Origin of the sequence: Ruminococcus flavefaciens ATCC 19208 (assembly GCF_000518765.1) — a bacterium.
Classification (GTDB): domain Bacteria; phylum Bacillota; class Clostridia; order Oscillospirales; family Ruminococcaceae; genus Ruminococcus; species Ruminococcus flavefaciens.
The window spans coordinates 148,315-174,594 of sequence record NZ_KI912489.1 but is presented as its reverse complement, the minus strand read 5'-3'; the positions used below and the strand labels follow the sequence as shown (position 1 = coordinate 174,594).

The following is a 26,280-nucleotide window of genomic DNA, read 5'->3' as shown; positions in this document are numbered from 1 at the left end:
GGATTTTAACGTGTGATATTCTTTACCCACTTATACTTCATGTAATGCTTGTATACAGCAGGTATTTTTACAAACTCGTCCAGCGTAATTATGAACGCTACCGCAAGTACAGGCAGCTTCAGCACAAAAGCTCCGATCATGCCCATTGGCACTACCACGCACCACAGCGTCACGATATCGCATATCATACCGAAGCGCGTATCGCCGCCTGCGGGGAACATTCCGCCTATAATGGTGGAATTCAAGGAATTGCCGATGATATAGTAAGCCGCCATGAACATCATGTATTTCAGGTAAAACTGAGCCTGATCGTTGAGCGTTATGACTTTAAGTATAACAGGGGTTAATGCCAGTATGACCACCCCCGAGCATACGCCTATGAGAATAGACAGCCGCACGAACTTGCCGCCGGCTTTTTTGGCTTCTTCGATCTCGTTCCTGCCCAGCATACCGCCCAGTATGATGCCGACTCCCGATGCGATTCCCCAGCAAAGACTGGCTATTATGCAGCGTACAATGCTTGCTATGGAGTTTGCAGCTACTGCATCAGTACCGAGTCTGCCCATGATGACAGAGTACATTGTGACTCCGCCGCCCCAGCCAAGCTGATTGAGCAGCAGAGGCAGGGTATACTTTATGTAGTCCTTATGTAGAGCAGCATCGTTCAGCCTGAACATTTTTCCCACACGCAGAGGCAGACACTTGCCGCGGAGTATTACCACAAGGATAAATATACACTCAAATGCTCTCGCAAGAACAGTAGCTAAAGCCGCACCGCTTATGCCCATTTCGGGAAAAGGTCCGATTCCGAAAATAAAGCAGCCGTTTGCTATTATATTGAATACTACAGCAAGGCTTCCTATAAGGGAGCTGAGCCTTGCACAGTCGCAGATCTTCATTATTCCAAAATACGCCTGTGAAAAGCCAGCAAGGACGTATGACAGCGACACTGTACGCAGATACACTCCGCCGAGGCGTACAAGCTCGGGATCATTGGTGAAAAAACGCATTATATATTCAGGGAATATAAATGCTCCCAAAGTAAAAACTGCGCCCACCAAAAGGGAATACCTCATGGTCAGAGCAAGAATATTTTCAACGGTAACACGGTCTTTTTTGCCCCAGTACTGAGCTGCAATGACATTACAGCCCGATACGAACGCCAAAAAGAAAAGACTGTACACAAAGGCTACCTGTCCTGCGAGTGAAGACGCAGAAAGGGAGTCCTGATTTAAGAATCCCAGCATAAAAGCGTCCGAAGCCGATACCAGCGATGACATAAAGTACTGGAACGCTATAGGCAAAACTATAGTAAACAGATTTTTGTATAATCCTTTATCCTTCATACAACACCTTTTATAAAATTAAAACGATAATCGAATGTTAGCTGAGAGTTTAGAGTTGAAAGTTATGGTATCGCCTGCGGCGATACTTTAAAATAATATGAGCAAAGCGAACTTATTAACTCTCAATTCTCAACTCTCAACTTTAACATAACTTGCCAAAAAAAGCTGCCGCACTAATGTGCAGCAGCCATTAATATTCTATCAAACCGCAGCTTTTGCGCCGTCGGTCTTTGTTCCCTCAGCCTTATCCGGAACGCTTACCTTTTCGATATCTGCGCCGAGAGCTCTGAGCTTGCCTTCCATGCAGTCATAACCTCTTTCGATATGGTAGATATCCTCGATCTCGGTAACACCGCTTGCAGCAAGTCCTGCAATGATAAGTGCAGCGCCTGCTCTCAGGTCACAAGCCTTTACGGGAGCTCCCATAAGCTTGCCTGTACCCTCTATAAGAGCTACCTTGCCGTTTACTGTGATATCTGCGCCCATTCTCCTGAGCTCGTCCACATAGCGGAAACGCTGTTCCCAGATATTCTCGGTGATAATGCTTGTACCCTCTGCAAGACACAGAAGTGTAGCTATCTGAGACTGCATATCTGTAGGGAATCCCGGGTGAGGAGCTGTCTTGACGTTTGTCTTTACCAGCGGACCGTCTACCCATACCCTTACGCTGTCATCGAACTGCTCGATATTAACGCCGATCTTCTCAAGCTTTTTAGTAATGGATTCAAGATGCTTCGGGATAACGTTCTTGATAAGAACATCACCCTTCGTTGCGGCAACTGCCACCATAAATGTACCTGCTTCTATCTGATCGGGGATAACTGCATAAGTAGTGCCGTGGAGATGCTCAACACCTCTGATCTTGATAACATCGGTACCTGCGCCCATGATGTTTGCACCCATTGAGTTGAGGAAGTTTGCAAGATCTACGATATGAGGCTCCTTAGCTGCATTTTCGATCACTGTAAGTCCCTCAGCCTTTACAGCAGCCAGCATTGCATTCATTGTAGCACCTACTGTAACTACATCAAAGAAGATCTGATTGCCGCTGAGCTTGTCAGCAGTAAGATCTATCATTCCCTGACTGAGAGTGTGTTTTGCACCGAGGGCTGTGAAAGCCTTTAAGTGCTGATCTATAGGTCTGTCTCCAAGTGGACATCCGCCGGGCATGGAAACTCTTGCTTTATTGAATTTGCCCAGAAGAGCACCAAGAAAGTAATATGAAGCACGCATCTTTCTTGCATACTCGTAAGGAACACAGAATTTGCTGATAGTCGTAGGATCTATCCTGTAGGTATCCTTTGCGATCTTTGTTACCTCTGCGCCCATTTCCTCAAGGATATGGAAACATATCCTTACATCACTGATATAAGGAACATTTTCTATAACGCATGGCTCGTCTGAAAGAATGACTGCGGGAAGTATTGCTACAGCTGCATTCTTAGCACCGCTGATAGTGACTTCACCCTCAAGGCGTCTACCGCCCTTTATAACAAACTTATCCAAATAAATTCTCTCCTTAGTATTTCGGGGTATTTTTATCTGATCCCGAATTTCTTTCTTTTGTTCGTCGGCACTCGGCCGAAAATTATTCAATAAGCCCTCGGCTTAGAGTAATCATTTATAATCGGAAATATTCCAGCGCACTTCGCCGTCTTTATACTCCGAAACAGTCATAGACTCGATAACGACATCTTCCTTTGGCTTGTCGTTTTCGCCTGTTTCTACCTTCTGTACGTCGAAAACGATATCAAGACCGTCGAATACCTGACCGAATACTGTATATCCTCCGTCAAGCCACGGCACACCGCCGTAGGTCTTGTAGACTTCCTCTTCGTTTTCTGTCAGTGAATATCCATATGATTCGATCTCTTCTATTTCAGAATCGCTGTATACTTCACCTGTAACGATGTAGAACTGACTGCCGTTGCTTGCTGTTGAACCGCTGTTCGCATAAGCGACTGCGCCTGCTGCATGGATAAGATGGGGGTCTGTACCGCCGTCGAAGCCCTTATCGTATATGGATTCGCCGCCTGTACCGTCACCCTTAGGGTCACCGCCCTGTATCATAAAGTCTTTGATGACTCTGTGGAAGGTGAGTCCGTCATAATAGCCCTGTTTTGCAAGGGTTATGAAATTCTCAACGCCCTTATCTGCATATTCAGGGAAAAGCTTTATCTTTACCTCTCCGTCATAGCCCTTGAGCTTCATGCTGACAATGGTTTCGCCCTCCTTCGGAGCGGTAAAGTTTGAGATGCTCAAATTTTCCTTACCTGTGGAATTTGTGATCTCATCTGCATCAAATTTCTCATATTCATCAAGATACCAGTGTATATCCTCGCCGTTGTAGGTATCAACGGTAACAGATTCCATTATAACGTCCTGATAAGGTCTTGACGCACTCTGTTCAACTGCTACATTCTGTACCTTGAATATTACATCAAGACCGTCGATGACCTGTCCGAAAACGGTATAGCTGCCGTCGAGCCATGGTGCACCGCCGACCTTCTTGTACTGTTCCTTTGCATTATCCGATAAAGCCAGACCGTTCTGGCTGTAATACTCAAAATCATCATCAGTCGGAACAGTTCCGGTAACTACATAGAACTGGCTTCCGTCCGTATCAGTGCCGCCGCTGTTTGCGTAAGCAAGAGCACCTGCAACGTGTATAAGGTGAGGATCGGTGCCGCCGTCAAATTTTCCGCCCCAGACAGACTCGCCGCCTGTACCTGTGCCGAGGGGATCACCGCCCTGTATCATAAAGTCCTTGATAACTCTGTGGAACTTCAGTCCGTCGTAATAGCCCTTTTTAGCAAGCTCTACGAAGTTCTCAACGCCCTTGTCCGCATACTCGGGGAAGAGCCTGAACTTTACGGTACCGTAGTCCTTTATCTTCATTGTTATTATCGTATCGCCCTTCTCGGGTGGAGTAAAGTTTGCGATATCAACGTTTTCAACCTCCGCAGCCTCTGTGGCAGCAGCAGTTGTATCGCTCTGAGATGTCGCTTCTGTTTTAGTTCCCGAAGTCGTTGTACCCTTATCGCCGCACGAAGCAAGTGTGCCCGCAGCCATAAGCATACATATGATGCCTGCCAGGACTTTTTTTAACATAAAATTCCACTCCTCAGATATATGAGATCATGATTTATTATTAGTAATTATACTTCAACTTATATATTATACATCATAAAAACCGATTTGTAAATAGTTTCCGCAATTTTTTAGTGTTTTTGGACAAAGCGATTTGTTGAACAGACTATGTTTACCTGAAATATAACGACTTATCAGACCACTTTATTTTGTTGTGGTCTCAGTAGTGGTCGCAGCAGCAGATGTGGTGGTTTTTGCAGTAGTTACTGCCTGTTTTTCGTCCTCCGAGTAGGTGCTGATAGTAATGGAATTTATCATTATATCCTCAACGGGGAATTTATAGCTGCCCTGATCTTTGGTCTCAAGGCTCGCAAGCTTTTCAACGACTTCAAAGCCGCTGTAGGTCTGACCGATAACAGTCATCTGCTGTGAGAAATTCGGAACACCGCCTTTTTCTATGAAAGCGTCTGCAAGAAGCTGACTTTCGGAGACTTCCTTCAGCTCTTTTTTGAATTCATCGTTGAATTCAACTGTATTGAGCACCATAAAACGGCTGCCGTTATAATAAGTACCGCCGCCAAGTATCTTTTCCTTGAAGGTCTTGTCAAGAGTCGTATTCATAGCCATAACAGCGCCCTTGAACGGCCAGAGATCCTGATGGAGCTCTCTCTTTACAAGCTCATGGGAATTATCATTTGCCGATCCGTCCTTATTCGGAGCACCTGCGGCAGAATACACCCCGTCCTCGGAATGAAATACATAGGTATTATTATAGTATCCCGATTTTGCAAGACTTGTGAAGTTCTCAACAGCATTGGGAGACTGCTCGGGATAAAGCACAAATCTGTATTCGCCGATTGTTGTATCCACTATAGCGATGGGATCGCCCTCTTTAGGACCGTCAAGCTGTATAAGCTTTATAGTATTGGGATTAACGGTTATATAAGCAGTCTGTCGTGCCGAAAGAGTATTGCTCAGCATTATAACAAGAGATGAAATGCCCATTATAAGGGTAAATATCAGCACGAGCCTGACAACGTGGTTCTTTTTTATCATGTATATATCCTTTCTTTTTGCATACTACCTTTATTATATATAGTTTGTACATATTTGTCAAGCAGCGTGCATTAAGCCCTTAGCCTTTAGCTTGTAGGGGCTGCCTGTGGCAGCCCGTTAATTCCGATGATATGCGGACGAGCAAGGCTGCTCAGGCTTTGCGCTGTAGGGGGCGCATTCTGTGCGCCCGCATGACACATATTTATGTGTAGGGAACGCCGCCTAACAGGCGCTGCGCCCCTCTGTCCTTCGTACATCTCCCCACACTGTGTGGAGTCACCCTCGGCGTTCCGTTGTCTGCGGAAAAAGAATTTTTTTCAAGTATTGATTTGTTAATAATTAAGTGCTATAATAATTACGCTGCATTATCACAGCGAAGAGATTATATGGAGGATAAAAAACTATGAAAAAGACAACTCTGAAGATCACAATGGCTTTTCTTCTTGCAGTATGCACACTGACAGGCTGCGGAAACTCATCATCTTCTGACAAGAAGTCCGACAAGAAGGACAAGACAGAGACTACAACTGTTGCAGAAGATACAACAGAAGAGAAAACAGATGAGAAAACAGATGAGAAAACGACCGAAGCTGAAGAAAAAAAGACAACAGCCGATAAATCCGACGGAGACAGTGATTCATCTCCTTCTGCCGCTGAAGGTACAGACTTCAAGAGAGGCGTTGTAGACGGCAATACCTACACAAGTGAATTTGCAGGCTTCAAGCTTACAGCTCCGGACGGCTGGAAATTTGCCGATGATGAAGTAATACTCCAGATGATGAATCTCGGTGCCGAAACCGTATACAGCAGCAACGCTGACGCAGCTAAGCAGATCATTGAGCAGTCTACTATAAGCGATGCACTTTGCATGAACTCTTCTTCAACTCAGAATATTACTATCGCATACGAAAATCTCAATAAAAATATGCTTCTCAGCACTGATACTACTGCAGAAGACTACTTCTCGATCCTCGAAAGACAGCTTGCCGCTGTTCCGACAATTACATACACAAAGGAATCAGGCCCCGAAACTGTAACAATGGCAGGCAAAGAATTCTTAAGAGGAAAATTCAAGGCAGAAATGAATAGTCTCTCTCTTGAACAGGCATATTATTTAAGACGTGAGGGTGATTTCATTCTCGCTATCTCATGCACAGGATACAATATGGATGAGGATATCACAACATTTGAAAAATACTTCTCCGCTCTTGACTGATAACTGATTACCTGTGAGGGTATGTCCTTCGGCATACCCTCTTTTTATTATTGTACTCAAAAAACGAAGATATACCGTGTATCAACTGCTTCAAGAAAAAAATTCTTGACAAACTCTGCGGTTTGTGATATCATATTAACAGAGCAATGTCTGCTCATATTATCCGTGATTGAAATTCCGAAATATAGATGTGTGGGCCCTGTGCAACAAGACCCCGTGAACCATGTCAGGCGGGAGACCGAGCAGCATTAAGCGGTGCGTGTTGTGTGCCGCAGCAAGCCTGCACATCTATGTTCCGGAATTTTTCTTTAATGGGGGGATAAGAATGTTCCGTTCTATTCTTGCAGCACGGACAAGACGTGTCCTGCTGTGTTTCTGGCGCAGTATCCCGAATGCTCTTGCAGCTTCATTTGTTTCCTCAATAGCTGTTTTTGCATTACGTATGGCAACAGGTGAGGAAAATACCACCCTATCAAATAATATCGTCGCTATGCTTATGCTCTTTTTCATGTACTGGACAGGCATATCATTCTATAAGATAGCGCAATTAAAAAAGAGCATCTTCCATCAGTTCGACGACGAGCTCATCGGCAACGCCTTTACGGGCATAAATCACAGATCAGCCGTATTTGAAAAGGGACTTGAACTCTTCCATAAAGGTGATTTCAGAAACGCGCTTGAAGTATTCACTGACCTCAGCAATGAAGAAATGGACATGACCAAGGAAGAAAAAGGCGTGAACGAGTTTTACCGCGGACGCTGCTATCATATCCTCGAGGCTTGTCCGAATGCGGTGATATGCTACGAAAAAGCACATGAAAACGGCTTTTATATCCCTGAGCTTCCCATATTCATAGCCCGCTGTCACGCTCAGAACGGCTACACCGAAAAGGCACAGCAGCTCTATGAGGATCTCCTTGCCCGTGAGGACTATCAGTACAGCAACAGGATACGCTGTGAGATAGGGGATATGTATCTCAAGCTCAACAAGGGAGAGACAGCGCTGAAATGGTTCGAGGAGGCTATTGAACGCCACGAAAGCTACGCAAGCGCACTGGGCGGTGCTGCTATAGCACAGACCATGCTCCATAATTTAAAAGAGGGCGAAGCTCTGTACAGACAGGCTCTCCTCAATAATATCGAAGATTCCATCGGCTTTACACGTTACTATAAAGAAATACAGGCAGCCGTGATGCTTGAACACCACAGCGACTGAAGAAGGGAGGAAAGGCTGTGTATAAGGCTCTTTACCGCAAATGGCGTCCAATGACCTTTGACGACGTTATATCTCAGGAATATACCACAGAGGCTCTGAAAAACCAGATAATCAGCGGTAAGACCGCCCATGCATACCTTTTCACAGGCTCACGGGGTACAGGTAAGACCACCTGCGCCCGTATACTCGCCAAGGCAGTCAACTGCCGAAACATGAAAAACGGCAATCCATGCCTTGAATGCGACATATGCCGCGATGCAGACAGCGGCGCTCTCACCGACATAGTCGAGATAGACGCTGCTTCAAACAACGGCGTTGACAATATCCGTGACCTGCGCGATGCCGCAGTATATACTCCCGAGCGCGGAGCTTACAAAATATACATCATAGATGAAGTGCATATGCTCTCGGCAGGAGCCTTCAACGCTCTGCTGAAGATCATGGAAGAACCTCCCCCGTACGTGAAATTCATTCTTGCAACTACCGAGATACACAAAGTACCCGCAACTATCGTATCACGCTGTCAGCGCTACGATTTCCGCAGGATAAAGGCAGAGGACATCGCCAAGCGCATAAGCTATATCGCTCAGCAGGAGGACTTGCAGCTCACCGATGACGGTGCGGCTATGATAGCAAAGCTTGCAGACGGCGGTATGCGTGACGCTGTATCTCTCCTTGACCAGTGCTCGGTATGCGCCGAGGTCATAAACGCAGAGGCTGTATCAAATGCAGCAGGTATCGCAGGCAGAGACTATCTCTACGATATCCTTGACGCTATTTCGGACGCTGATACGCCGAAGGCTCTGTCTCTTACCGCATCGCTCTACGATATGTCCAAAGACCTTACAAGGCTTTGCGAGGAGCTTATCACTCAGCTGAGAAATGTCATGCTCATAAAGGCTTCCCCCGAAACTGCGGAAAAGCTCATAGTATGTATGCCCGACGAGCTTGAAAGACTGCGGGCTATTGCCGAAAAGTCCGACCTTGCAACTGTTATGGACAGACTTTCCGCTTTGCAGGAGTGCCGCGAGCATATGCAGAGAGCCATGAACAAGCGCGTTGAATTTGAGATGTCCCTCATAAAACTTTGCGGAAATGTAAAGAATACCGCAGAGGGTATTGACAATTCCGAAATATATGATAAAATAAAACAGTTAGAGAATAAAATCAACTCCGTTCCGAGAGCTATACCAAACGGAGCGCAGGTACCTCAGCAGCCCGAAGTCCTTACGGCTCGCGGCGATTCGGAGACAGACCCGACGCCGAATGTAAAGATAGACGAGAAGAAACTCAACGAGGACGAGCTTACAGACTGCGAAAGATGGGGCGAGATACTGGAAGAGTACCAGAAGCTCAACCCCGCAGCCGCAGGAAGTCTCGACGGCTCATTTGCCAAGACAAAGGGCAATGTACTTGTTATATTCTCGCAAAACCGCTTTTTCATCAATCTGCTGAAGAGCAACCGAGATACGGCTGTATCTCTAAGCAGAGCCATTTTCAACGTTATGGGGCAGAAATACGCTCTCCGAGCAAGATGCACCACAACAGTCGAGGAACAGAAAAACCTTGCCGAGCAGCTCATCAAAAAGGCTATGGAGAGCAAGATAGAAACTGCGGTAGAAAACCAATAAACGCTTTAAAAGCAAAAATAATTTTGCTTGATATATAAAACTAAGAAACTTTATTTTCAAAGGAGAATTTTAAAATGAAAGCAAGAATACCAAAGAACGTAAACGGCGGCGGTGCTCAGAATATGAACCAGATGATCAAGCAGGCTCAGAAGATGCAGGATCAGATCACAGAGCTTCAGGAAGATATCGAAGCAAGAGACTTCTCCGCAACTGCCGGCGGCGGTGCTGTTGAAGTTACTATAACAGGCAAAAAGACGATCAAGTCTCTCACTCTCAAGCCTGAGGTAGTTGACCCTGAGGATATAGATATGCTCCAGGATCTCATCATCAGCGCTGTAAACGAAGCTGTAAACAACGTTGAGACTACAACAGAAGCTGAAATGAGCAAGATCACAGGCGGCGTTTCACTTCCGGGTCTTTTCTGATAAATAATGGCTGACCACAATGCCCTTCCGCTGGTTATACTTGCGGAAAAATTCGCATCTCTCCCGGGTATAGGCATGAAATCCGCTCAGCGTCTGGCATACCACGTTATGTCAATGGACGAGGGAGCTGTTGAGGATTTCGCAAAGGCGCTCATTGATGCAAAGAAAAACGTTCATTGCTGTAAGTGCTGCCAGAACCTTACAGAAAGGGAGATATGCCCTATATGTGACGATACTGAGCGCGACAAGAGCGTTATATGCGTTGTTGAAACGCCCAAGGACGTTACAGCTTTCGAGCGCACAAGGGAATATAACGGCGTTTACCATGTGCTTCACGGACTTCTTTCGCCTATGGACGGCATTACTCCCGACAAGCTCCGCGTTAAGGAGCTACTTGCGAGAATAGCCGAGGGCGGAGTAAATGAAGTCATAATGGCGACAAATCCCACGGTTGAGGGCGATGCTACGGCAATGTACGTGGCAGGACTGCTTAAACCGATGGGCATAAAGGTCACAAGGCTTGCCTTTGGTCTGCCTGTTGGCGGTATACTGGAATACGCAGACGAAGTTACCCTTTTCAAGGCACTCGAAAACAGAAATGATATGTAAAAACGGGCTTTATGCCCGTTTTTTAATTCATAATTCATAATTAATTGTGTCGGCTCACGCCGATGAATTATGAATGACAATTCATTGCTGCTTGCATCGCAAGACGCGGGCTGCCACAGGCAGCCCCTACATTCTCGATTCACGAACGACCAATGGTCGTCCCTGCAAGCTAACAGCTAAAGGCTAAGGTCTCACGGGCGGCGAAACGCCGCACCGCTGTTGACAAACAGCGGTATATCGGGTATAATAATACCAATATGCATTTGAAAGGAGCTTGTTCATGCTGAAAAAGATACTCAGCGGCGAAGCCTGCGCAAAATGTCGGCTCTGCTGCATTTTCGACCGCTACGACGTATGGGAGACTCCCGTATTTACCGCAGAGCTATGTGAAAAAATAAAAGCCGCCCGTCCCGATACTCAGTTCGTGACAAAGGACGGCGGCTATATATTCAGAGTGGGCGAGCTTCGCGGCGATGAACTGTTCTCATGTCCCGCGCTCACTGAAAACGGCTGTATGCTGGGCGACGAGAAGCCCTTCGACTGCCGCATATGGCCCTACCGCATCATGGAAGTAGACGGCAGACGGGCTATAACCTTCGCTTCTATATGCGACGAGCTGTACCACAGACCGCTGTCACAGCTTGTGGACTTCCTCAAGGAAGGGCTTGCAGATAAAATATTTACCTATGCTGACGAGCACCCCGAGATAGTAAAGCCCTACTACGAGGGCTATCCCGTGCTGATGTTCGAGAGAAAACCATTATAAAACTTGCTGAACCTATGAACGGAATTCCAAAGGGACTGTGTTCCTTTGGCGGAGTCCCTAAAGGGACGTCGAGACGCCGTCCCCTACACATTTATTAGGTACCGAGAATATATCCGCTACCTCAGTGAGGGTGATATAGGCAAGTGGGTCTATTTTCTGAACTATGCCTTTCATCTTCATCACCTGAAAGCGGTTCACGACAAAATACAGCACTGTGCGTTCTTCTCCCGAATATCCGCCCATAGCCTTTATGAGAGTCATTCCGCAGCCGAATTCTTCCATTAGCTGCTTTTTGATATCATCGTGACGGGCTGTTATTATCATTGCAGCCTTTTCACGCTGTAAGCCGTCAACTATATAGTCTACGGTCTTTAGCGCAGCTCCGTATGTAACTATGGAATAAAGGGGCAGTATCCAGCTTTGTATAACAGCTCCGCATATTATGTAGAGCAAAACGTTGTACACCATAACGAATGAGCCTACGGACAGTCCCAGCCGCTTTGCAAATATTACAGCCATTACCTCTATTCCGTCCATAGCACCGCCGAAGCGTATGGCAAGACCGCTTCCTATTCCCGATATCACGCCGCCGAACAGTGCGCACAGCAGCAGGTCAGTGCCTGCAAGAGGCGACGCTATGCTGACATCTATGGGAAGTACATCTGTTATGAGCCATGACATTAAGGAATACACGGCTACGGTGTATATAGCACTAAGAGTAAAGCTTCCGCCCTGCTTTTTCATTCCGTAGAGAAAAAGCGGTATATTGAGCAATATCAGAAAAATCGACAGCGACAGCGATGCAGGCGTGACCTGTGCGAGAAGCATGGAAGTGCCTGAAATACCGCTGTCATACAGCTTAACAGGCGTAAGGAAAAGAGTTATACCGAAAGCATTGACAACTCCCGCAGCAGTCAGCATGACAAAACGGAAAGCTCATATATTTTTGATTATATCAATTATTTTCTTCATATTCACCTCTTATCGTATATAAAAACAGGGCATTTTCCATCTGAAAACGCCCCGTTGCGATTATTTCTTGATCTTATCTACGATGTCGCCGACCTTATCCTTTACCTTTTCGATGTTCTCCTTGGTAGCCACCTTGCTGATCATATCTTTAGCCTTGTCAATATTTTCTTTAGTTGCGATCTTCTCGATCTTCTCATCGGGGAGATCAATACCTGTTTTTTTCTCTACTGTTTCAATTGCTTTTTTTATCTCCATAGGGGGATACCTTCTTTCATATTGATTTATGATCGTCCCATACGCACACCTGCGCGGACTTTAAAATCATTATAGCACATCAATTCGTTAAAATCAAGAGCTTTTTGACAAACATGACGTTTTTCAAAAAAACACGCGAAATATCGGCATTTGCAACCACCGATTGACAAATTGTAAAGTCGGGTTGCTTGTATGTAACTGCCCGAAATGATAAAATAAGACCATAGACCACGGGACATTCCCCGAGGGAAAAAACATATGGAGGTAACATATATGATACTTGCAGACAAGATAATCGAACTGAGAAAAAAATCAGGAATGTCACAGGAAGAGCTTGCTGAAAAGCTCGGTGTGAGCAGACAGTCAATTTCAAAATGGGAGGGCGCACAGTCCACGCCCGACCTTAATCGTATATTACAGCTCTCAGAAATTTTCGGAGTGACCACAGACTCATTATTAAAGGATACAGTCGAGCTCCCTTCTGATAATTCCACACCACAGGAGAAAGCAGAGACCGAGCCGCCTCTCCGCAGAGTCTCAATGGAGGAAGCAAACAAATTCCTTGTAGAGAACGAAAAGCGTTCAAAGCTTATCCCTACAGGTGTAGCTCTCTGCACCTGCTCTTTCCTGCCCATTATCATGCTCGATTACTTTGAGCCATTCCCCGAAGCAGGCCCTATCATAGGCGTACCTGTTATGCTCATATTAATAGCTGTAGCTGTTTCACTGTTCATAATATCGGGAAACAAGTACAAGCCATTTAAGTACCTTGACAAAGAGGGTATCGACACAGAGTACGGCGTATCGGGCATGGTCACAGAAAAGAAGTCAAAGTACGAGCCTAAGCACAATTTCTCGATAATAGCAGGCGTAATGCTGTTTATACTCTCGTTCATACCGATAATAGTTTTCAGTCAGTTATTCATCGACAATAACACAATCGAAGCCTTATCAATAGCCGCAATGTTCATTTCCATAGCTGTGGGACTTTACCTGATAATACATACCTGCACAAAAATGGACGGCTTCAGAAAGCTCCTTGAGGAGAACGAATTCTCGCGCAAGAAGAAGGAAAAACGCAATTCCAAGGTAATGACAGCCTACTGGTGCATAGTTACGGCTATATACCTCGGCTGGAGCTTTATCACAAAAAACTGGGGCATAACATGGCTCATATGGGTAATAGCAGGCGTTCTTTCCCCTGTGGTAAGCATTATAGAATCAAGCATCAGAAAAAACAAAGTTGATTGACAAAAGCCCTTGCATATACATAAAAAGGCAGACCATGTGGTCTGCCTTTGATCTTTTATCAGAGCTTTTTCTTTTCTTCCTCGATGAGCTTGAGAAGGTCATCAACGGACATATCCGCAGCCTTCTTCTTGCGCTCGTTGTGCTCGGTCTTGTTGATTATATCCGAAATATCAGGTGTATTGCTCTTCTTTACAGGCTTTGGAGCAGCTGTTGAAGGAGCTGACTGACTTCTCAGAGGAGTTGTCTTAGGAACATCGTTTCTTGACATCTCAGCAAGCTGGCTCTTTGAAAGGATACCAGTATTATCAGTGATAGGCTCGGCAGGAGCTGCGGGCTGCTGCGGAGTGCTTGTAGTCTTGATATTGAATGTACCTGTGCGCTCAGCCTCAGCTGTCTTACGGAGCATCTCTTCTCTGAGAGCGTCCGCTGTAGGAGCTGTTGAAGAAGAACCGCCAACGTTTCTTGCAGCAAATGTGCTCTCAGCACTGCGCTGTGTCTTGAACTGCATTGTACGCTCTTTCTCCTTCTGATAAGGAGAATCGGGATTTACCTTCTTCTGGCTGAAGTTCTCGGCAATAGACATCTTCTTGCGCTCAAGCTCGCTGCTCGGCTGTATCTCCTGTGAAGGTTCAAAGAGAGGATTGCCTGCCTTGTCGTGAGAATTTCTTCTTGACTCTGAAAGCTCTCTCTGTTTTTCTCTTTCGTCATACTCATAGAAGCCGAAGTCATCGTCTTCATCGCCCTTGCTTGAAGCCAGCTTTGCAATAAGCATGATAACGAGGATAACACATGGAATAACAAGCAAAAGAAGTATACCCTTGATGCTTGAAGCAAATCTTATGAACCAACCAAGTTCCTTGCTTTCTGTATGACCGGTGCAAAGAGCGACAATACTGCTTTTAGGGATAGATTCCGAGCTTCCTACATTTGTAGCGTCAGCAGTTGTGTATCTTTCCGTACCGTCCTCAGCCGTAACAACATCGAAGATACTGAGAACATGGATCTTGTCGGGATCATCGGCAGGATAAGCAAGTACGATATCGCCTCTTGCAATGGAAAGATCCTTTGCATCGGGAGCTATAAGAGCTGCACCCTCTGTAACGTTTCCGCCCATATTATCGGACTCTTTTACTACGTAGATGTAGTTTCCGGCTACCTTAGGCGTTTTTCCGCCCGAGAACATGATATTGACAGTGATCGACACCACGATCAGGATAAAGCAAAGAACTATAATTACACATTTAAGTATTGAAAAACGTTTTTTAGTTTCCATAAACATCACCTTTTCATTTTCTTTTGTTGTCTTTTATCTACACTTTCATTTAATGCGGCTCTGTTTTTCGCGAACCGCTTTTACTATTATAACACATAATAATACAAATTTCAAACATTTTCTAAGTTTTATATTTTAAAAATATAGAAATTTTTACAGGGTCAAATTTTTTCGTTTTTATGCACAAATATAAAAACATTTTTCTTACCTTTCAGTCGATATGCACAACGGACGAACGGCGTTTTGCGGCTGTTTTTTCTATGTTTTTGGCGAAATTCCGTAATACGTATATTTGGTGGACAAATATTTGTTGAAATAAACACTTGAAAAATCATTTAAATCATAGTATAATTGAAATGTATACCGCTTGTAAAATGATTTCTTACCATCGGCTAAAGCAAGTGGTAAATCATTGGGATATTTATACAAAAGGTAATAACGCCGCATCTGCGGCAGAATGGAGATCAGATATGGCTACAAAAAAGGCAAACCCTCTTATGGACAGGATCAAGGAAGAATTCCCAAGAAAACTTCAGCTTCTGTACAGCGTTTCGCCCGAAGAAGCTTCAGACAAACAGGTTTACCACGTACTTTCCTCTATAATCGTGGAAATACTTGGTGCAAAGAGGCAGAGCTTCATCAATCATACCCACTCGGTGGGCGGCAAGCAGATCTACTACCTTTCAATGGAGTTCCTTATGGGACGCTCACTCAAAACAAGCATCTACAATCTCGAGCTGGCTGACGGCATAAAGGAAATGCTCAAGCCTTATGATATAAACCTCGAGAAGATATACGACCACGAACCCGATGCAGGTCTCGGAAACGGCGGTCTCGGCAGACTTGCTGCCTGCTACCTTGACGGTCTTGCTACTACAGGCTTCCCTGCTATGGGTTATTCAATATGCTATGAATACGGCATCTTCCAGCAGAAGCTGGAGGACGGCTGGCAGACAGAGCTCCCCGACAACTGGCTCCCCGGCGGTTCGGTATGGCTGGTTCCAAAGCCTGAGCTGTCTATAGATATACACTTTGAAGGCGATCTTCAGGAATACTGGGACGACCGCTACCACTATATCTCCCATGTCAACTACAATACCGTTGTAGCTACACCTTACGATATGTACGTATCAGGCTACGGCTCTGACGGCGTTTCCGTACTCCGTCTGTGGACTGCAAAAGCTCCGAGCTTTGATATGGAGATGTTCAACAAGGGCAATTACGACAGAGCTCTCGCTCAGAACTCTATCGCAAACGCTATCTCAAAGGTACTTTACCCTAACGACAACCACCACGAAGGCAAGAGCCTCCGTCTGCGCCAGCAGTACTTCCTCTGCGCAGCTTCAATAGGCGATATCGTAAATACTCACATGAACGTTTACGGTACTCTCGAAAACCTTGCCGACAAGGTCGCTATCCACATAAACGATACCCACCCCACACTCGCTATCCCGGAGCTTATGAGAATACTCCTTGACGACTGCGGATACGGCTGGGATAAGGCTTGGGATATAGTCACAAAAACTTTTGCATATACAAATCACACTGTTATGGCAGAAGCTCTCGAAAAATGGGATGTAAACCTTGTAAAGACCGTTATACCGAGAATTTTCTCTATCATTGTTGAGATAAATAACCGCTACTGCCAGAATCTCATGGAGAGAAACGGCGGCGACAGCGCTAAAACTACACGTATGTCCATAATCAAGGACAATCAGATACACATGGCTACTCTCTGTGTGGCAGCTTCACACAGCGTAAACGGCGTATCCAAGCTCCATTCGGAGATAATCAAGCAGTCCGTATTCCACGACGAATTCGAGAATACACCTGAAAAGTTCAAGAACGTTACCAACGGCATCGCTTACAGAAGATGGCTTCTCCAGTCAAATCCGGGACTTACACAGCTCCTCAGCGATACTATCGGCAAAAAGTTCATCAAGGACGGCGCAGAGCTTGAAAACTTCAGAGAATATCAGGACGATAAGGACGTTCTCACAAAGCTCATGGACGTAAAGAAGGAAAACAAGGAAGCCTTCGCAAAGTATGTCAAGAACCAGTCGGGAATCGTTCTCAATACCGACAGTATCTTCGATGTACAGGTAAAGCGTCTCCACGAATACAAGAGACAGCACCTCAATGTAATGAATATCCTTTCGGATTATGCATATCTCCTCAATGACCCTGACGCTCCTTTCACTCCAAAGACCTATATCTTTGCTGCAAAGGCTGCTCCGGGATACTATCTTGCAAAGCAGATAATCAAGATGATATGGGCTATATCCGAGGAAATAAGAAAGAACCCGAAGATAAGCCAGAAGCTCTCGGTAGTATTCCTCGAGAACTACTGCGTAACTCTTTCCGAGCACCTCATGCCTGCTTCCGACGTTTCCGAGCAGATATCCCTTGCAGGTACAGAGGCATCGGGTACAGGCAATATGAAGCTCATGCTCAACGGCGCTATCACTCTCGGTACACTTGACGGTGCTAATATCGAGATAAAGGAAGCCTGCGGCGATGACAATATAGTTATCTTCGGTATGACCACACCCGAGGTCAATGCGCTCCGCGCAAGAGGCTATAACCCCTGCGATTACTACAACAACGACAACCGTATCCGCGAGGCTATCGACCGTATGTACCACGGTATAAACGGCTGTACCTTCAACGACGTTGCAAATTCACTCAAGGACAGAGACCCGTATATGGTGCTTGCTGACTTTGACAGCTACAGAAAGGCACAGCAGTACATCACTGAGTGCTATGAGGACAAATTCAAGTGGGCTAAGATGTCTCTCAACAATATAGCAGGCGCAGGTATCTTCTCAGCAGACCGCGCTGTTACAGAATACGCTGAAAACATCTGGCATTTAAGATAATAAACTGATGTCAAGAAGGGGACGTTGCTTTCTTCGTCCCCTTTTTCAAACACAAAAATGATACATAGTCTATCAGAATAAGAAAACGGAGTGTTTTTCTATATGAGACCTTTCTATGATACTTGGAACCTGAAATATAAATCAATTTTCGGAGCAATAAGGCAGTATGAGACCTGCCGCTTCACAATTCGTCTGCCAAAGGACAAGATCCCTGATTATTCACCTGTTCTTGTGCTTTTCAGAACAGGCTTCAAAGAGCGTTTTATCACTATGAACGAAGTCACCGAGGAAGATGACTGCTTTGCATACACAGCCGAATACAACGCAAGATATGCCGATGTCCACTATTACTACTTCTCATATACAGAGGGCGGCATACGCCACTATATCAAGAAAATAAACCTCCACGAGGGCGGTCTCGACCACGGCGAGATGTTCCAGCTTACGGTATACAAGAACCGTTACGAGACTCCTGATTTTCTCAAGGGCGGCATAATGTACCAGATATTCCCTGACCGCTTCTGCAAAAGCGGCAAGCCTAAGGAGAATATCCCCGAGGGACGCATTCTCCGCGACGACTGGGAAGGAACTCCCTACTACAAGCCCGATGAGAACGGACACGTATGGAACAACGACTATTTCGGCGGAGATTTTGCAGGTATACAGTCAAAGCTCCCTTATCTCCACAATCTGGGAGTTACCTGCATATACCTCAATCCTATATTTGAATCCCACGAAAATCACCGCTACAATACTGCCGACTATATGAAGGCAGACCCTCTTCTCGGTACTAACGAGGAGTTCGAGGAGCTTTGCAGGGAAGCAGAAAAGTACGATATGACCGTTATACTCGACGGTGTATTCTCACATACAGGCGCAGACAGCGTTTACTTCAACAAATACGGACGCTATCCCGAGGTAGGCGCTTATCAGTCAAAGAAGAGCAAATACTACGACTGGTACACATTCATCGACTACCCAAATGTATACGAAGCATGGTGGGGTATAGACACTCTCCCTAACGTATGGGAAAACAATGAGGACTACACCGAATTCATCTGCGGTGAGGACGGAGTTCTCCGCTACTGGCTGGACAGAGGCGCAGCAGGCTTCCGTCTTGATGTTGCCGACGAGCTTCCCGATGAGTTCCTCAATAACCTGAGAAAATGCGTAAAGGGCTATGACAAGGAAAAAATAATCATCGGTGAGGTATGGGAGGACGCTACCAATAAGGAGAGCTACGGCATAAAGCGCCGCTATCTCTTGGGCGATCAGGTAGACTCGGTAATGAATTACCCCTTCCGTGAGGCTATAATCGCATTTATGAAGGGCGGCAAGCCTATCGACTTCATTATCTCTGTAATGTCCATAGTCGAGAACTACCCCAAGCCTACCATTGATGTACTTATGAACTTCGTTTCGACACACGATATCGAACGTGCAATAAACCGTCTCGGCGGTGAGAACTGCGATGACAAGACCAAGGACTGGATGGCTGAACGCTATCTCTCAGAGGAGCAGTACGCTCACGGCAAGGAAATGCTGAAGGCTGCAATGGCTCTGCAATTCTTCCTCCCCGGCGTGCCCAGCATATACTACGGCGACGAAGCAGGACTTCAGGGCTATAAAGACCCATTCAACCGCCGTTGCTATCCGTGGGGACATGAGGATAAAGACCTTATCAACTACGTTGCAGAGCTTGGAAGAGTAAGAAAGTCTATCCCGAATATGAAGGACGGACGCATATACTTCGTCATCAACGAGAAAGAGACTCACGACAGCCGACTCATCGGCTTTACCCGTCAGGGACAGAAAATGGACTATATCTTCTTCGTCAACAGAAGCAGCGATACAGTCCAGCTTGAAAATATCAGCCAAATACTCTCGCGTTTTGAGGACTTCCAGCCATTCTACGGCGGATTTATGAACGATACCATTACAGTAAAGCCTTACGGCTATACTATCATCAAAGCTAAATTCATCGAATAGCGAGCTGAGGCAGCGTGACGCTGCACCCTTGCTCGTCCGCGTATCATCAAAAGGGCAGCTGCTCCTCGACACGGGCAGCGTGACGCTGCACCCTTGCTCGTTCGCGTATCATCAAAAGGGCAGCTGCTTCTCGACACGGGCAGCGTGACGCTGCACCCTTGCTCGTCCACGTATCATCAAAAGAGTAGCTGCTTCTCGACACGGGGAATATTATCAAAATTGACGGGCTGCCACATAAGCAGTGCCCCAAATCTGTGATTTGGTTGGCAATGCTATATGCAGAGCAGACAGCCCCTACAATTCTGATCACTAACCACTATACACTAATCACTGACAACTAAGGAGATAATCATGAGACGATGCGTTGTAAATGCTCCATGCAAGGTTTGAGGGAACTGCATGGAGATAAAACCTAAAGTCTAACGGCTATACCCCCTCGGACTTTGCATTTCCGACGATAATATCAAAAGGAGCAAAGTCAAATGAAAAATTCAATAAAACAACTAAGGATATATCTTTTACTGTGGAGCACTCAGTCTCTTTCCGCACTTGGGAGCGCTATGACGAGCTATGCGTTGGTACTGTGGCTTTATGACTACAGCGGTTCTGCACTGAAAACCGCACTTCTTACTGTATGCTCGTATGCGCCATATGTGCTGATGAGCATATTCGCAGGCGCACTCAGCGATAAATGGAACAAAAAGCGCGTCATGCTATTGTGCGACCTGTTCGCAGCAATGACTACAGTTGCAGCGTTCATACTCATAAAAACCGACGCTCTTGCACCATGGCATCTGTACCTGATAAACGCCCTCAACGGGCTTATGAACACCGTACAGCAGCCTGCAAGCGAAGTTGCTTCCACACAGCTCATACCAAAGGAATATTACCAGAAAACAAGCGGACTGCGGTCGTTCTCACAGTCGCTGAATACACTGCTTACGCCCGTTCTGGCAACGATATTGTTCACATTCGGCGGTGTATCGGCAGTTATTACCGCTGACCTCATAACCTTTGCAGCGGCATTCACGGTATTGCTGCTGTTCATACCTATCCCCGAGCCCAAAAACACGGACAAAAAGAAAGAACCTCTGCTCACATCGGCAAAGGCAGGGCTGAAATGGCTGAAAGGCTGCCCCGTAGTGCTGATACTCATATTCTTTCTTGCAGGTATAAATCTTATCGCATCGGCTTACAATTCCGCACTGCCTGCAATGGTGCTTGAAAAGGCATCAGACGGCGAAAAAACGCTCGGCACGGTAAATTTCTTCGCAGGTGCGGCTGCACTGGCAGGAAGCCTTATAGCTTCACTGTCGCCTGCTCCGAAAAACCGCGTAAAAGCCATATGCCTTGCGCTGTTTTTCTCGATGAGTACGGAAAATTTCATGCTCGCATTCAGCGATTCGCCTGTTATATGGTGTATCGGAGCTGTCTGCGGCTGGCTTTTCATACCGTATATGGGCGCAAATCTGGACGTTATCCTCAGGAGCACTATTCCTGCCGATATGCAGGGAAGAGTGTATTCATGCCGAAATACCCTGCAATTCTTCACCATACCCGTGGGATACCTTTCGGGCGGCATACTTATCGACAAGGTGTTTGAGCCTTATATGTCGGGAAGATCCGCCGACAGTGCAATGGTATCGCTTTTCGGAAGCGGAAAAGGTTCGGGAGCTGCATTCCTCTTCGCAGTCCTCGGCTTTGCAGGAGTTGCAGTATGTACAATATTCAGCCTGCTTCTGCGCAAGAAAAAAGAATAATAAAACTCTATCCCCGAAAGCACTTGTTTTCGGGGATATTTTGTTATTAGTGCATAGTGTAGGGGAACGCCGCCCTCGGCGTTCCGCAAATTACGACGCAAGCAACATGAACTCATGTAGGGGCGCACACTGTGCGCCCGTATTACACATAACCTTTATGTATACCGTAACTATTTGTAGGGGCTGCCTTTGGCGGCACGCAAGTGAGTAGTTAGTAGAAAGTAGTGTAGGGGACGGCGTCCTCGACGTCCCATGCCTTACGACACAAATAGCATGACCGCATTGTAGGGGCGAGTTCCACTCGCCCGTGTATACCTTACAATACAAACGACATTAACCCCATGTGTATGGGCTGGCGTCCTCGACAGCCCGAGGCTATTCCCCGTGTCGAGAAGCAACAGCCCTTTCGATGATACTCGGACGAGCAAGGCAGCGCGGGCTCCGTGCTGTCCGCCAGCGGCGTACAAGCGTATTCACCAAAAACACAACTTTTATTGTGTCTAATTTTGGCTTTCTGTCAATTGATTTCATACGCAAAATAGCATATAATAAGTATTGCTATAAAATTATCAAAGTTACGAAGGATGATATATATGAGTAATAAGGTTGTTAAATTCGGCGGAAGCTCCCTTGCTGACGCAAATCAGTTCAAAAAGGTAGCTGCCATAATCAAGAGCGACGAAAAGCGCAGATACGTTGTTCCGTCAGCTCCCGGAAAGAGATTTTCCGACGATATAAAGATAACAGATATGCTTTACAAGTGCTGTGAGCTTGCAGGCAGCGGCATGGACTTCTCAAAGGATTTCCAGATAATCAAGGACCGCTATAACGGCATTATCTCAGAGCTTGGCATTGATATGTCACTGGACGAAGAGTTCGATGCTATCGTTAATGAGCTCAAGGCTCGTCCTGCCAAGGATTTCGCAGCAAGCCGCGGCGAGTATCTCAACGGCAAGGTGCTTGCAAACTACCTCGGCTTCAATTTCGTTGACGCTGCTGACGTTATCATATTCGATACAAACGGCGTACTTCTCCTTGACGAGACAGTAAAGGCTGTACGCGAGAAGCTCAGCGGCCTTGACAACGCAGTTATCCCCGGCTTCTACGGAAGAACTACAGAGGGCTACATCAAGACCTTCTCACGCGGCGGCTCTGACGTTACAGGTTCTATCATCGCAAACGCTGTAAAGGCTGATATCTACGAGAACTGGACAGACGTTTCGGGCTTCCTCGTAGCTGACCCAAGAATAGTTGATAATCCCGATGTTATCGAAGTAATAACATACCGCGAGCTTCGTGAGCTTGCTTACATGGGAGCTTCCGTACTCCACGAGGACGCTATTTTCCCTGTACGTTCAGCAGATATCCCGATAAATATCAGAAATACCAATGCTCCGCAGGACGCAGGTACTATGATAGTCGGCAATGACTATGATTTCAGCAAGGAAAGCCTTAACCATACAATTACAGGTATCGCAGGCAAGAAGGGCTTCAGCACTATCAATATCGAAAAAGCCATGATGAATAATGAGACAGGCTTCGGTATGAAGGTACTGACTGTACTTTACAACAACGGTCTTTCATTCGAGCATATGCCTTCAGGTATCGACACCATGAGCATCACAGTCAGCACAGATAAGCTCAATCCTGTACGTGACAAGGTGCTTGCAGAGCTTCGCAAGGCTGTAAACCCCGATCATCTTGAGATAGAAGACGGCATCGCACTCCTCGCAGTAGTTGGTCGCCGCATGAAGAACACAAGAGGTACTGTTGCACGTATCTTCGCTTCTATGGCTCATGCCCGCATCAACGTAAAGATGATAGATCAGGGTTCAAGCGAGCTCAACGTTATCATCGGCGTAAGCGAGAACGACCTCCCAGAGGCTATCCGCCGTATCTACGATATGTTTATCAATTCAGAAAAGCAGTAATAAAAGCCCGTGAGCGATTAACGTTCACGGGCTTTTTGGCAGCGTTAGCGCTGAACCCTTTCTCCGCGCTGCCTTGCTCGTTCCTGTATCATCGAAATTGACGGGCGGCGGAACGCCGCCCCTACACATCGTATCTTGTATTTTTAATTATGAATTATACATTACGCATTGATACAGCCGCTTCTACACAGGCATACAAAAAGGCGCACAGTTAAGCTGTGCGCCCTTACTCTTTAACTAATCACTAACAACTCAAAACTGCATTTTAGCTTCGAGGTATGCAACGAGGTCGTCGATAGCTACACGCTCCTGCTGCATTGTGTCACGGTCACGGACTGTTACGCAGTTGTCCTTTTCAAGTGTATCGAAGTCGTATGTGATACAGAAAGGTGTACCGATCTCGTCCTGACGGCGGTATCTCTTACCGATAGTACCTGCCTCGTCGAAGTCTACCATGAACTTCTTGGAGAGCATATCGTATACTTCCTCAGCCTTTGGTGTGAGCTTCTTAACGAGAGGAAGTACAGCAGCCTTGAAAGGAGCAAGTGCAGGATGGAAGTGCATAACTGTTCTTGTTTCCTTCTTCTCCTTGCCGTCCTTGTCAGTTGAAACCAGTTCTTCCTCGTCATATGCCTCAGTAACAACTGAGAGGAAGAGTCTTTCTACGCCGAGAGAAGGCTCGATAACGTATGGGATATACTTCTCGTTTGACTCAGGGTCAAAGTATTCAAGTGACTTGCCGCTTGTATTGATATGCTGTGTAAGGTCATAGTCGGTTCTGTCTGCAACGCCCCAGAGCTCGCCCCAGCCGAACGGGAAGAGGTACTCGAAGTCTGTTGTAGCCTTTGAATAGAAGCAGAGCTCCTCCTTGTCATGGTCACGGAGACGGATATTCTCCTCCTTGAGACCAAGTGAGAGAAGGAAGTTCTTGCAGTAGCTTCTCCAGTAGTCGAACCACTCAAGGTCAGTACCGGGCTTGCAGAAGAATTCAAGCTCCATCTGCTCAAACTCACGTACACGGAAAATGAAGTTACCGGGAGTGATCTCGTTACGGAAAGACTTACCTACCTGTGCAACGCCGAAAGGCACCTTTTTACGTGTGGTTCTCTGTATATTAGCGAAGTTTACGAAGATACCCTGTGCAGTCTCGGGACGGAGATAAAGCTCAGACTTGCTGTCCTCGGTAACGCCCTGAAATGTCTTGAACATAAGGTTGAACTGACGGATATCAGTGAAGTTCTGCTTGCCGCAGTTAGGGCAGGTAATGCCTTTTTCCTTGATATAGTCCATCATCTGCTCGTTTGACCAGCCTGCAACATTAGTGCCGTCGAAGTCCTCGATAAGGTTGTCGGCACGGTGACGGGTCTTACACTCCTTACAATCCATGAGAGGGTCTGAGAAACCGCCGATATGTCCTGAAGCTACCCAAGTCTGTGGGTTCATAAGGATAGCGGAATCAAGACCTACGTTATACTTGTTTTCCTGTACGAATTTTTTGAGCCAAGCTTTCTTGATGTTGTTTTTCAGCTCAACGCCCAACGGACCGTAGTCCCATGTATTTGCAAGACCGCCGTAAATTTCAGAGCCCGGGTAAACGAAGCCCTTTGATTTACAAAGGTCAACTATCTTGTCCATTACTTTTTCATTGTTTTTAAGCATATTAAGCAACCTCGCTTTTATATTTATATAGTCAACTTATATTTTACCTCAAACATGAAAAAAAGTCAAGACTTATGGAGCTTTTTAAAGTTTTCCCGCCTTGCGGCGGGAAAACAGGGGTATTTACCGCATTGTCCCGAAAATGTCAAGCTGTTTTAGCCGTTAGCCTGTAGGGAACGCCGCTTCGGCGTTCCCCAAGTGAATAGAATTGTAGGGGCGAGTTCCGCGCGCCAGTTTATCCGTAACCATTATATATGCCGCAGCTATGTGTAGGGGCTGCCTATGGCAGCCCCTGATGATCTCATTATAACTTGCTGACTCCGTTCCCGCTCCTCAACTAACGGGCGAACACTGTTCGCCCCCACAGCGCGTCATTTGGAGTTTATGCGTAATTCGCGGACGAGCAAGGGGATGCAGGCTCTGCGCACTGCGATGTGCGATATCAAACACAAGTAACGATTCTTTTAAACCCCCAATTATTGCTGCCTTTTTTACGCTCGATATTAAAGAATCTTCCATTATTTCCACCCGGGCTCAGATAGCCTCTCTTGTAGTCTACAGCGATAAATACGCTATCACAATCATCGTTTGAATATCTTTCCAGGTATCTGAGCTGGTTTAATTTGCAGTATTCAAAATTATCACTTTTTTTGAATTGATCAATGCATACTTCAAATATATCGTTCAGTTCCTGTTCGCTTATGGGAAATGCCTTTAAATTTTGTTCTCCTGCCAGCAGTTCAACATTTTCCGTATCAGGTGTTTTTGTGTATGGTCCGCCTTCTTTGATATGCAAGCCCAGGAAAAACATACACAATAACGATATCACAGGAAGTATTGCATAGGGTAAAAATACTTGTTTGCCTTTTTTCTTTATTAGTACTATGATCGCAATTATCGAGCCTAAAATTACCAGTGCAGGCAATATATAGTAAATAAACAAAACCAAAATGATC

20 protein-coding genes and 1 other RNA gene are annotated in these 26,280 nt (G+C 46.0%); 12 read left to right on the top strand and 9 right to left on the bottom strand.

Annotated elements, in window-relative coordinates; all coding sequences use genetic code 11:
* Positions 1–5 precede the first annotated feature (5 nt).
* From L870_RS0107565 to L870_RS16995, 4 genes are all read right to left on the bottom strand, one after another.
* Positions 6–1,346 carry an MATE family efflux transporter gene (locus tag L870_RS0107565; protein WP_028517634.1) on the bottom strand — a complete coding sequence of 447 codons (1,341 nt, stop codon included), beginning with the start codon at positions 1,344–1,346 and terminating at the stop codon, positions 6–8.
* A gap of 201 nt (positions 1,347–1,547) precedes the next feature.
* Positions 1,548–2,852 carry a UDP-N-acetylglucosamine 1-carboxyvinyltransferase gene (locus L870_RS17010; protein WP_037271624.1) on the bottom strand — a complete coding sequence of 435 codons (1,305 nt, stop codon included), beginning with the start codon at positions 2,850–2,852 and terminating at the stop codon, positions 1,548–1,550.
* A gap of 111 nt (positions 2,853–2,963) precedes the next feature.
* Positions 2,964–4,457 (bottom strand): peptidylprolyl isomerase, encoded by a 1,494-nt coding sequence (locus L870_RS18975; RefSeq protein WP_080676382.1) that lies wholly within the window; start codon positions 4,455–4,457, stop codon positions 2,964–2,966.
* A 183-nt stretch (positions 4,458–4,640) separates the two neighbouring features.
* Positions 4,641–5,492, bottom strand: coding sequence for a peptidylprolyl isomerase (locus L870_RS16995; protein WP_080676381.1), 852 nt, complete (start codon positions 5,490–5,492; stop codon positions 4,641–4,643).
* Between the two features lie 403 nt (positions 5,493–5,895).
* Between L870_RS16995 and L870_RS0107540 the strand changes: the two genes are divergently transcribed.
* The 7 genes from L870_RS0107540 (at position 5,896) to L870_RS0107515 (ending at position 11,355) form a co-directional block, all read left to right on the top strand.
* Positions 5,896–6,708 carry a hypothetical protein gene (locus L870_RS0107540; RefSeq protein ID WP_028517633.1) on the top strand — a complete coding sequence of 271 codons (813 nt, stop codon included), beginning with the start codon at positions 5,896–5,898 and terminating at the stop codon, positions 6,706–6,708.
* A gap of 190 nt (positions 6,709–6,898) precedes the next feature.
* An RNA gene (gene ffs / locus L870_RS18970) (signal recognition particle sRNA small type) lies at positions 6,899–6,997 on the top strand.
* A 36-nt stretch (positions 6,998–7,033) separates the two neighbouring features.
* Positions 7,034–7,924 (top strand): tetratricopeptide repeat protein, encoded by an 891-nt coding sequence (locus L870_RS0107535; protein WP_028517632.1) that lies wholly within the window; start codon positions 7,034–7,036, stop codon positions 7,922–7,924.
* 17 nt (positions 7,925–7,941) lie between these two features.
* Positions 7,942–9,555, top strand: a complete 1,614-nt coding sequence (dnaX, locus tag L870_RS0107530) for a DNA polymerase III subunit gamma/tau (protein ID WP_028517631.1) — start codon at positions 7,942–7,944, stop codon at positions 9,553–9,555.
* A 74-nt stretch (positions 9,556–9,629) separates the two neighbouring features.
* A complete protein-coding gene (locus tag L870_RS0107525; RefSeq protein ID WP_028517630.1) occupies positions 9,630–9,980 on the top strand; it encodes a YbaB/EbfC family nucleoid-associated protein in 351 nt (116 codons plus the stop codon).
* A 6-nt stretch (positions 9,981–9,986) separates the two neighbouring features.
* Complete coding sequence (recR, locus tag L870_RS0107520) at positions 9,987–10,589, top strand: recombination mediator RecR (RefSeq protein ID WP_028517629.1); 603 nt, start codon at positions 9,987–9,989, stop codon at positions 10,587–10,589.
* Positions 10,590–10,869: 280 nt separating this feature from the next.
* The gene (locus L870_RS0107515; protein ID WP_028517628.1) at positions 10,870–11,355 is read left to right on the top strand and encodes a hypothetical protein; all 486 of its coding nucleotides are present in this window, start codon (positions 10,870–10,872) and stop codon (positions 11,353–11,355) included.
* Between the two features lie 57 nt (positions 11,356–11,412).
* Here the strand turns inward: L870_RS0107515 and L870_RS16990 are convergent, their stop codons facing one another.
* Together L870_RS16990 and L870_RS16985 are read right to left on the bottom strand one after the other, a co-directional pair.
* Entirely contained in the window at positions 11,413–12,276 is an 864-nt protein-coding gene (locus L870_RS16990) for a YitT family protein (protein ID WP_051411462.1), read from the bottom strand.
* A 111-nt stretch (positions 12,277–12,387) separates the two neighbouring features.
* Positions 12,388–12,582 (bottom strand): hypothetical protein, encoded by a 195-nt coding sequence (locus L870_RS16985; protein ID WP_037271621.1) that lies wholly within the window; start codon positions 12,580–12,582, stop codon positions 12,388–12,390.
* Between the two features lie 258 nt (positions 12,583–12,840).
* Between L870_RS16985 and L870_RS0107500 the strand changes: the two genes are divergently transcribed.
* Positions 12,841–13,833 (top strand): helix-turn-helix domain-containing protein, encoded by a 993-nt coding sequence (locus L870_RS0107500; RefSeq protein WP_080676380.1) that lies wholly within the window; start codon positions 12,841–12,843, stop codon positions 13,831–13,833.
* 58 nt (positions 13,834–13,891) lie between these two features.
* Here L870_RS0107500 and L870_RS0107495 read toward each other — a convergent pair whose 3' ends face one another.
* The gene (locus L870_RS0107495; protein WP_028517626.1) at positions 13,892–15,106 is read right to left on the bottom strand and encodes a hypothetical protein; all 1,215 of its coding nucleotides are present in this window, start codon (positions 15,104–15,106) and stop codon (positions 13,892–13,894) included.
* A gap of 470 nt (positions 15,107–15,576) precedes the next feature.
* Between L870_RS0107495 and L870_RS0107490 the strand changes: the two genes are divergently transcribed.
* The 4 genes from L870_RS0107490 (at position 15,577) to L870_RS0107475 (ending at position 23,665) form a co-directional block, all read left to right on the top strand.
* Positions 15,577–17,985 (top strand): glycogen/starch/alpha-glucan phosphorylase, encoded by a 2,409-nt coding sequence (locus tag L870_RS0107490; protein WP_051411461.1) that lies wholly within the window; start codon positions 15,577–15,579, stop codon positions 17,983–17,985.
* Positions 17,986–18,087: 102 nt separating this feature from the next.
* The gene (locus tag L870_RS0107485; protein ID WP_028517624.1) at positions 18,088–19,974 is read left to right on the top strand and encodes a glycoside hydrolase family 13 protein; all 1,887 of its coding nucleotides are present in this window, start codon (positions 18,088–18,090) and stop codon (positions 19,972–19,974) included.
* Positions 19,975–20,456: 482 nt separating this feature from the next.
* Positions 20,457–21,734, top strand: coding sequence for an MFS transporter (locus L870_RS0107480; RefSeq protein ID WP_028517623.1), 1,278 nt, complete (start codon positions 20,457–20,459; stop codon positions 21,732–21,734).
* 593 nt (positions 21,735–22,327) lie between these two features.
* Entirely contained in the window at positions 22,328–23,665 is a 1,338-nt protein-coding gene (locus tag L870_RS0107475; protein ID WP_028517622.1) for an aspartate kinase, read from the top strand.
* Positions 23,666–23,917: 252 nt separating this feature from the next.
* Here the strand turns inward: L870_RS0107475 and L870_RS0107470 are convergent, their stop codons facing one another.
* Together L870_RS0107470 and L870_RS0107465 are read right to left on the bottom strand one after the other, a co-directional pair.
* Complete coding sequence (locus L870_RS0107470) at positions 23,918–25,324, bottom strand: glycine--tRNA ligase (RefSeq protein ID WP_028517621.1); 1,407 nt, start codon at positions 25,322–25,324, stop codon at positions 23,918–23,920.
* Between the two features lie 442 nt (positions 25,325–25,766).
* Positions 25,767–26,273: a hypothetical protein gene (locus L870_RS0107465; RefSeq protein WP_028517620.1), complete on the bottom strand. Its 507-nt coding sequence runs from the start codon at positions 26,271–26,273 to the stop codon at positions 25,767–25,769.
* Between the last annotated feature and the right edge of the window lie 7 nt (positions 26,274–26,280).

Excerpts from the sequence above, each read along its gene's own strand:
- L870_RS0107565 (WP_028517634.1), bottom strand. The coding sequence starts at position 1,346 with ATGAAGGATAAAGGATTATACAAAAATCTGTTTACTATAGTTTTGCCT.
- L870_RS18975 (WP_080676382.1), bottom strand. The coding sequence starts at position 4,457 with ATGTTAAAAAAAGTCCTGGCAGGCATCATATGTATGCTTATGGCTGCG.
- L870_RS16995 (WP_080676381.1), bottom strand. The coding sequence starts at position 5,492 with ATGATAAAAAAGAACCACGTTGTCAGGCTCGTGCTGATATTTACCCTT.
- L870_RS0107540 (WP_028517633.1), top strand. The coding sequence starts at position 5,896 with ATGAAAAAGACAACTCTGAAGATCACAATGGCTTTTCTTCTTGCAGTA.
- L870_RS0107535 (WP_028517632.1), top strand. The coding sequence starts at position 7,034 with ATGTTCCGTTCTATTCTTGCAGCACGGACAAGACGTGTCCTGCTGTGT.
- L870_RS0107525 (WP_028517630.1), top strand. The coding sequence starts at position 9,630 with ATGAAAGCAAGAATACCAAAGAACGTAAACGGCGGCGGTGCTCAGAAT.
- recR (WP_028517629.1), top strand. The coding sequence starts at position 9,987 with ATGGCTGACCACAATGCCCTTCCGCTGGTTATACTTGCGGAAAAATTC.
- L870_RS0107515 (WP_028517628.1), top strand. The coding sequence starts at position 10,870 with ATGCTGAAAAAGATACTCAGCGGCGAAGCCTGCGCAAAATGTCGGCTC.
- L870_RS16990 (WP_051411462.1), bottom strand. The coding sequence starts at position 12,276 with ATGCTGACTGCTGCGGGAGTTGTCAATGCTTTCGGTATAACTCTTTTC.
- L870_RS16985 (WP_037271621.1), bottom strand. The coding sequence starts at position 12,582 with ATGGAGATAAAAAAAGCAATTGAAACAGTAGAGAAAAAAACAGGTATT.
- L870_RS0107500 (WP_080676380.1), top strand. The coding sequence starts at position 12,841 with ATGGAGGTAACATATATGATACTTGCAGACAAGATAATCGAACTGAGA.
- L870_RS0107495 (WP_028517626.1), bottom strand. The coding sequence starts at position 15,106 with ATGGAAACTAAAAAACGTTTTTCAATACTTAAATGTGTAATTATAGTT.
- L870_RS0107490 (WP_051411461.1), top strand. The coding sequence starts at position 15,577 with ATGGCTACAAAAAAGGCAAACCCTCTTATGGACAGGATCAAGGAAGAA.
- L870_RS0107485 (WP_028517624.1), top strand. The coding sequence starts at position 18,088 with ATGAGACCTTTCTATGATACTTGGAACCTGAAATATAAATCAATTTTC.
- L870_RS0107480 (WP_028517623.1), top strand. The coding sequence starts at position 20,457 with ATGAAAAATTCAATAAAACAACTAAGGATATATCTTTTACTGTGGAGC.
- L870_RS0107475 (WP_028517622.1), top strand. The coding sequence starts at position 22,328 with ATGAGTAATAAGGTTGTTAAATTCGGCGGAAGCTCCCTTGCTGACGCA.
- L870_RS0107470 (WP_028517621.1), bottom strand. The coding sequence starts at position 25,324 with ATGCTTAAAAACAATGAAAAAGTAATGGACAAGATAGTTGACCTTTGT.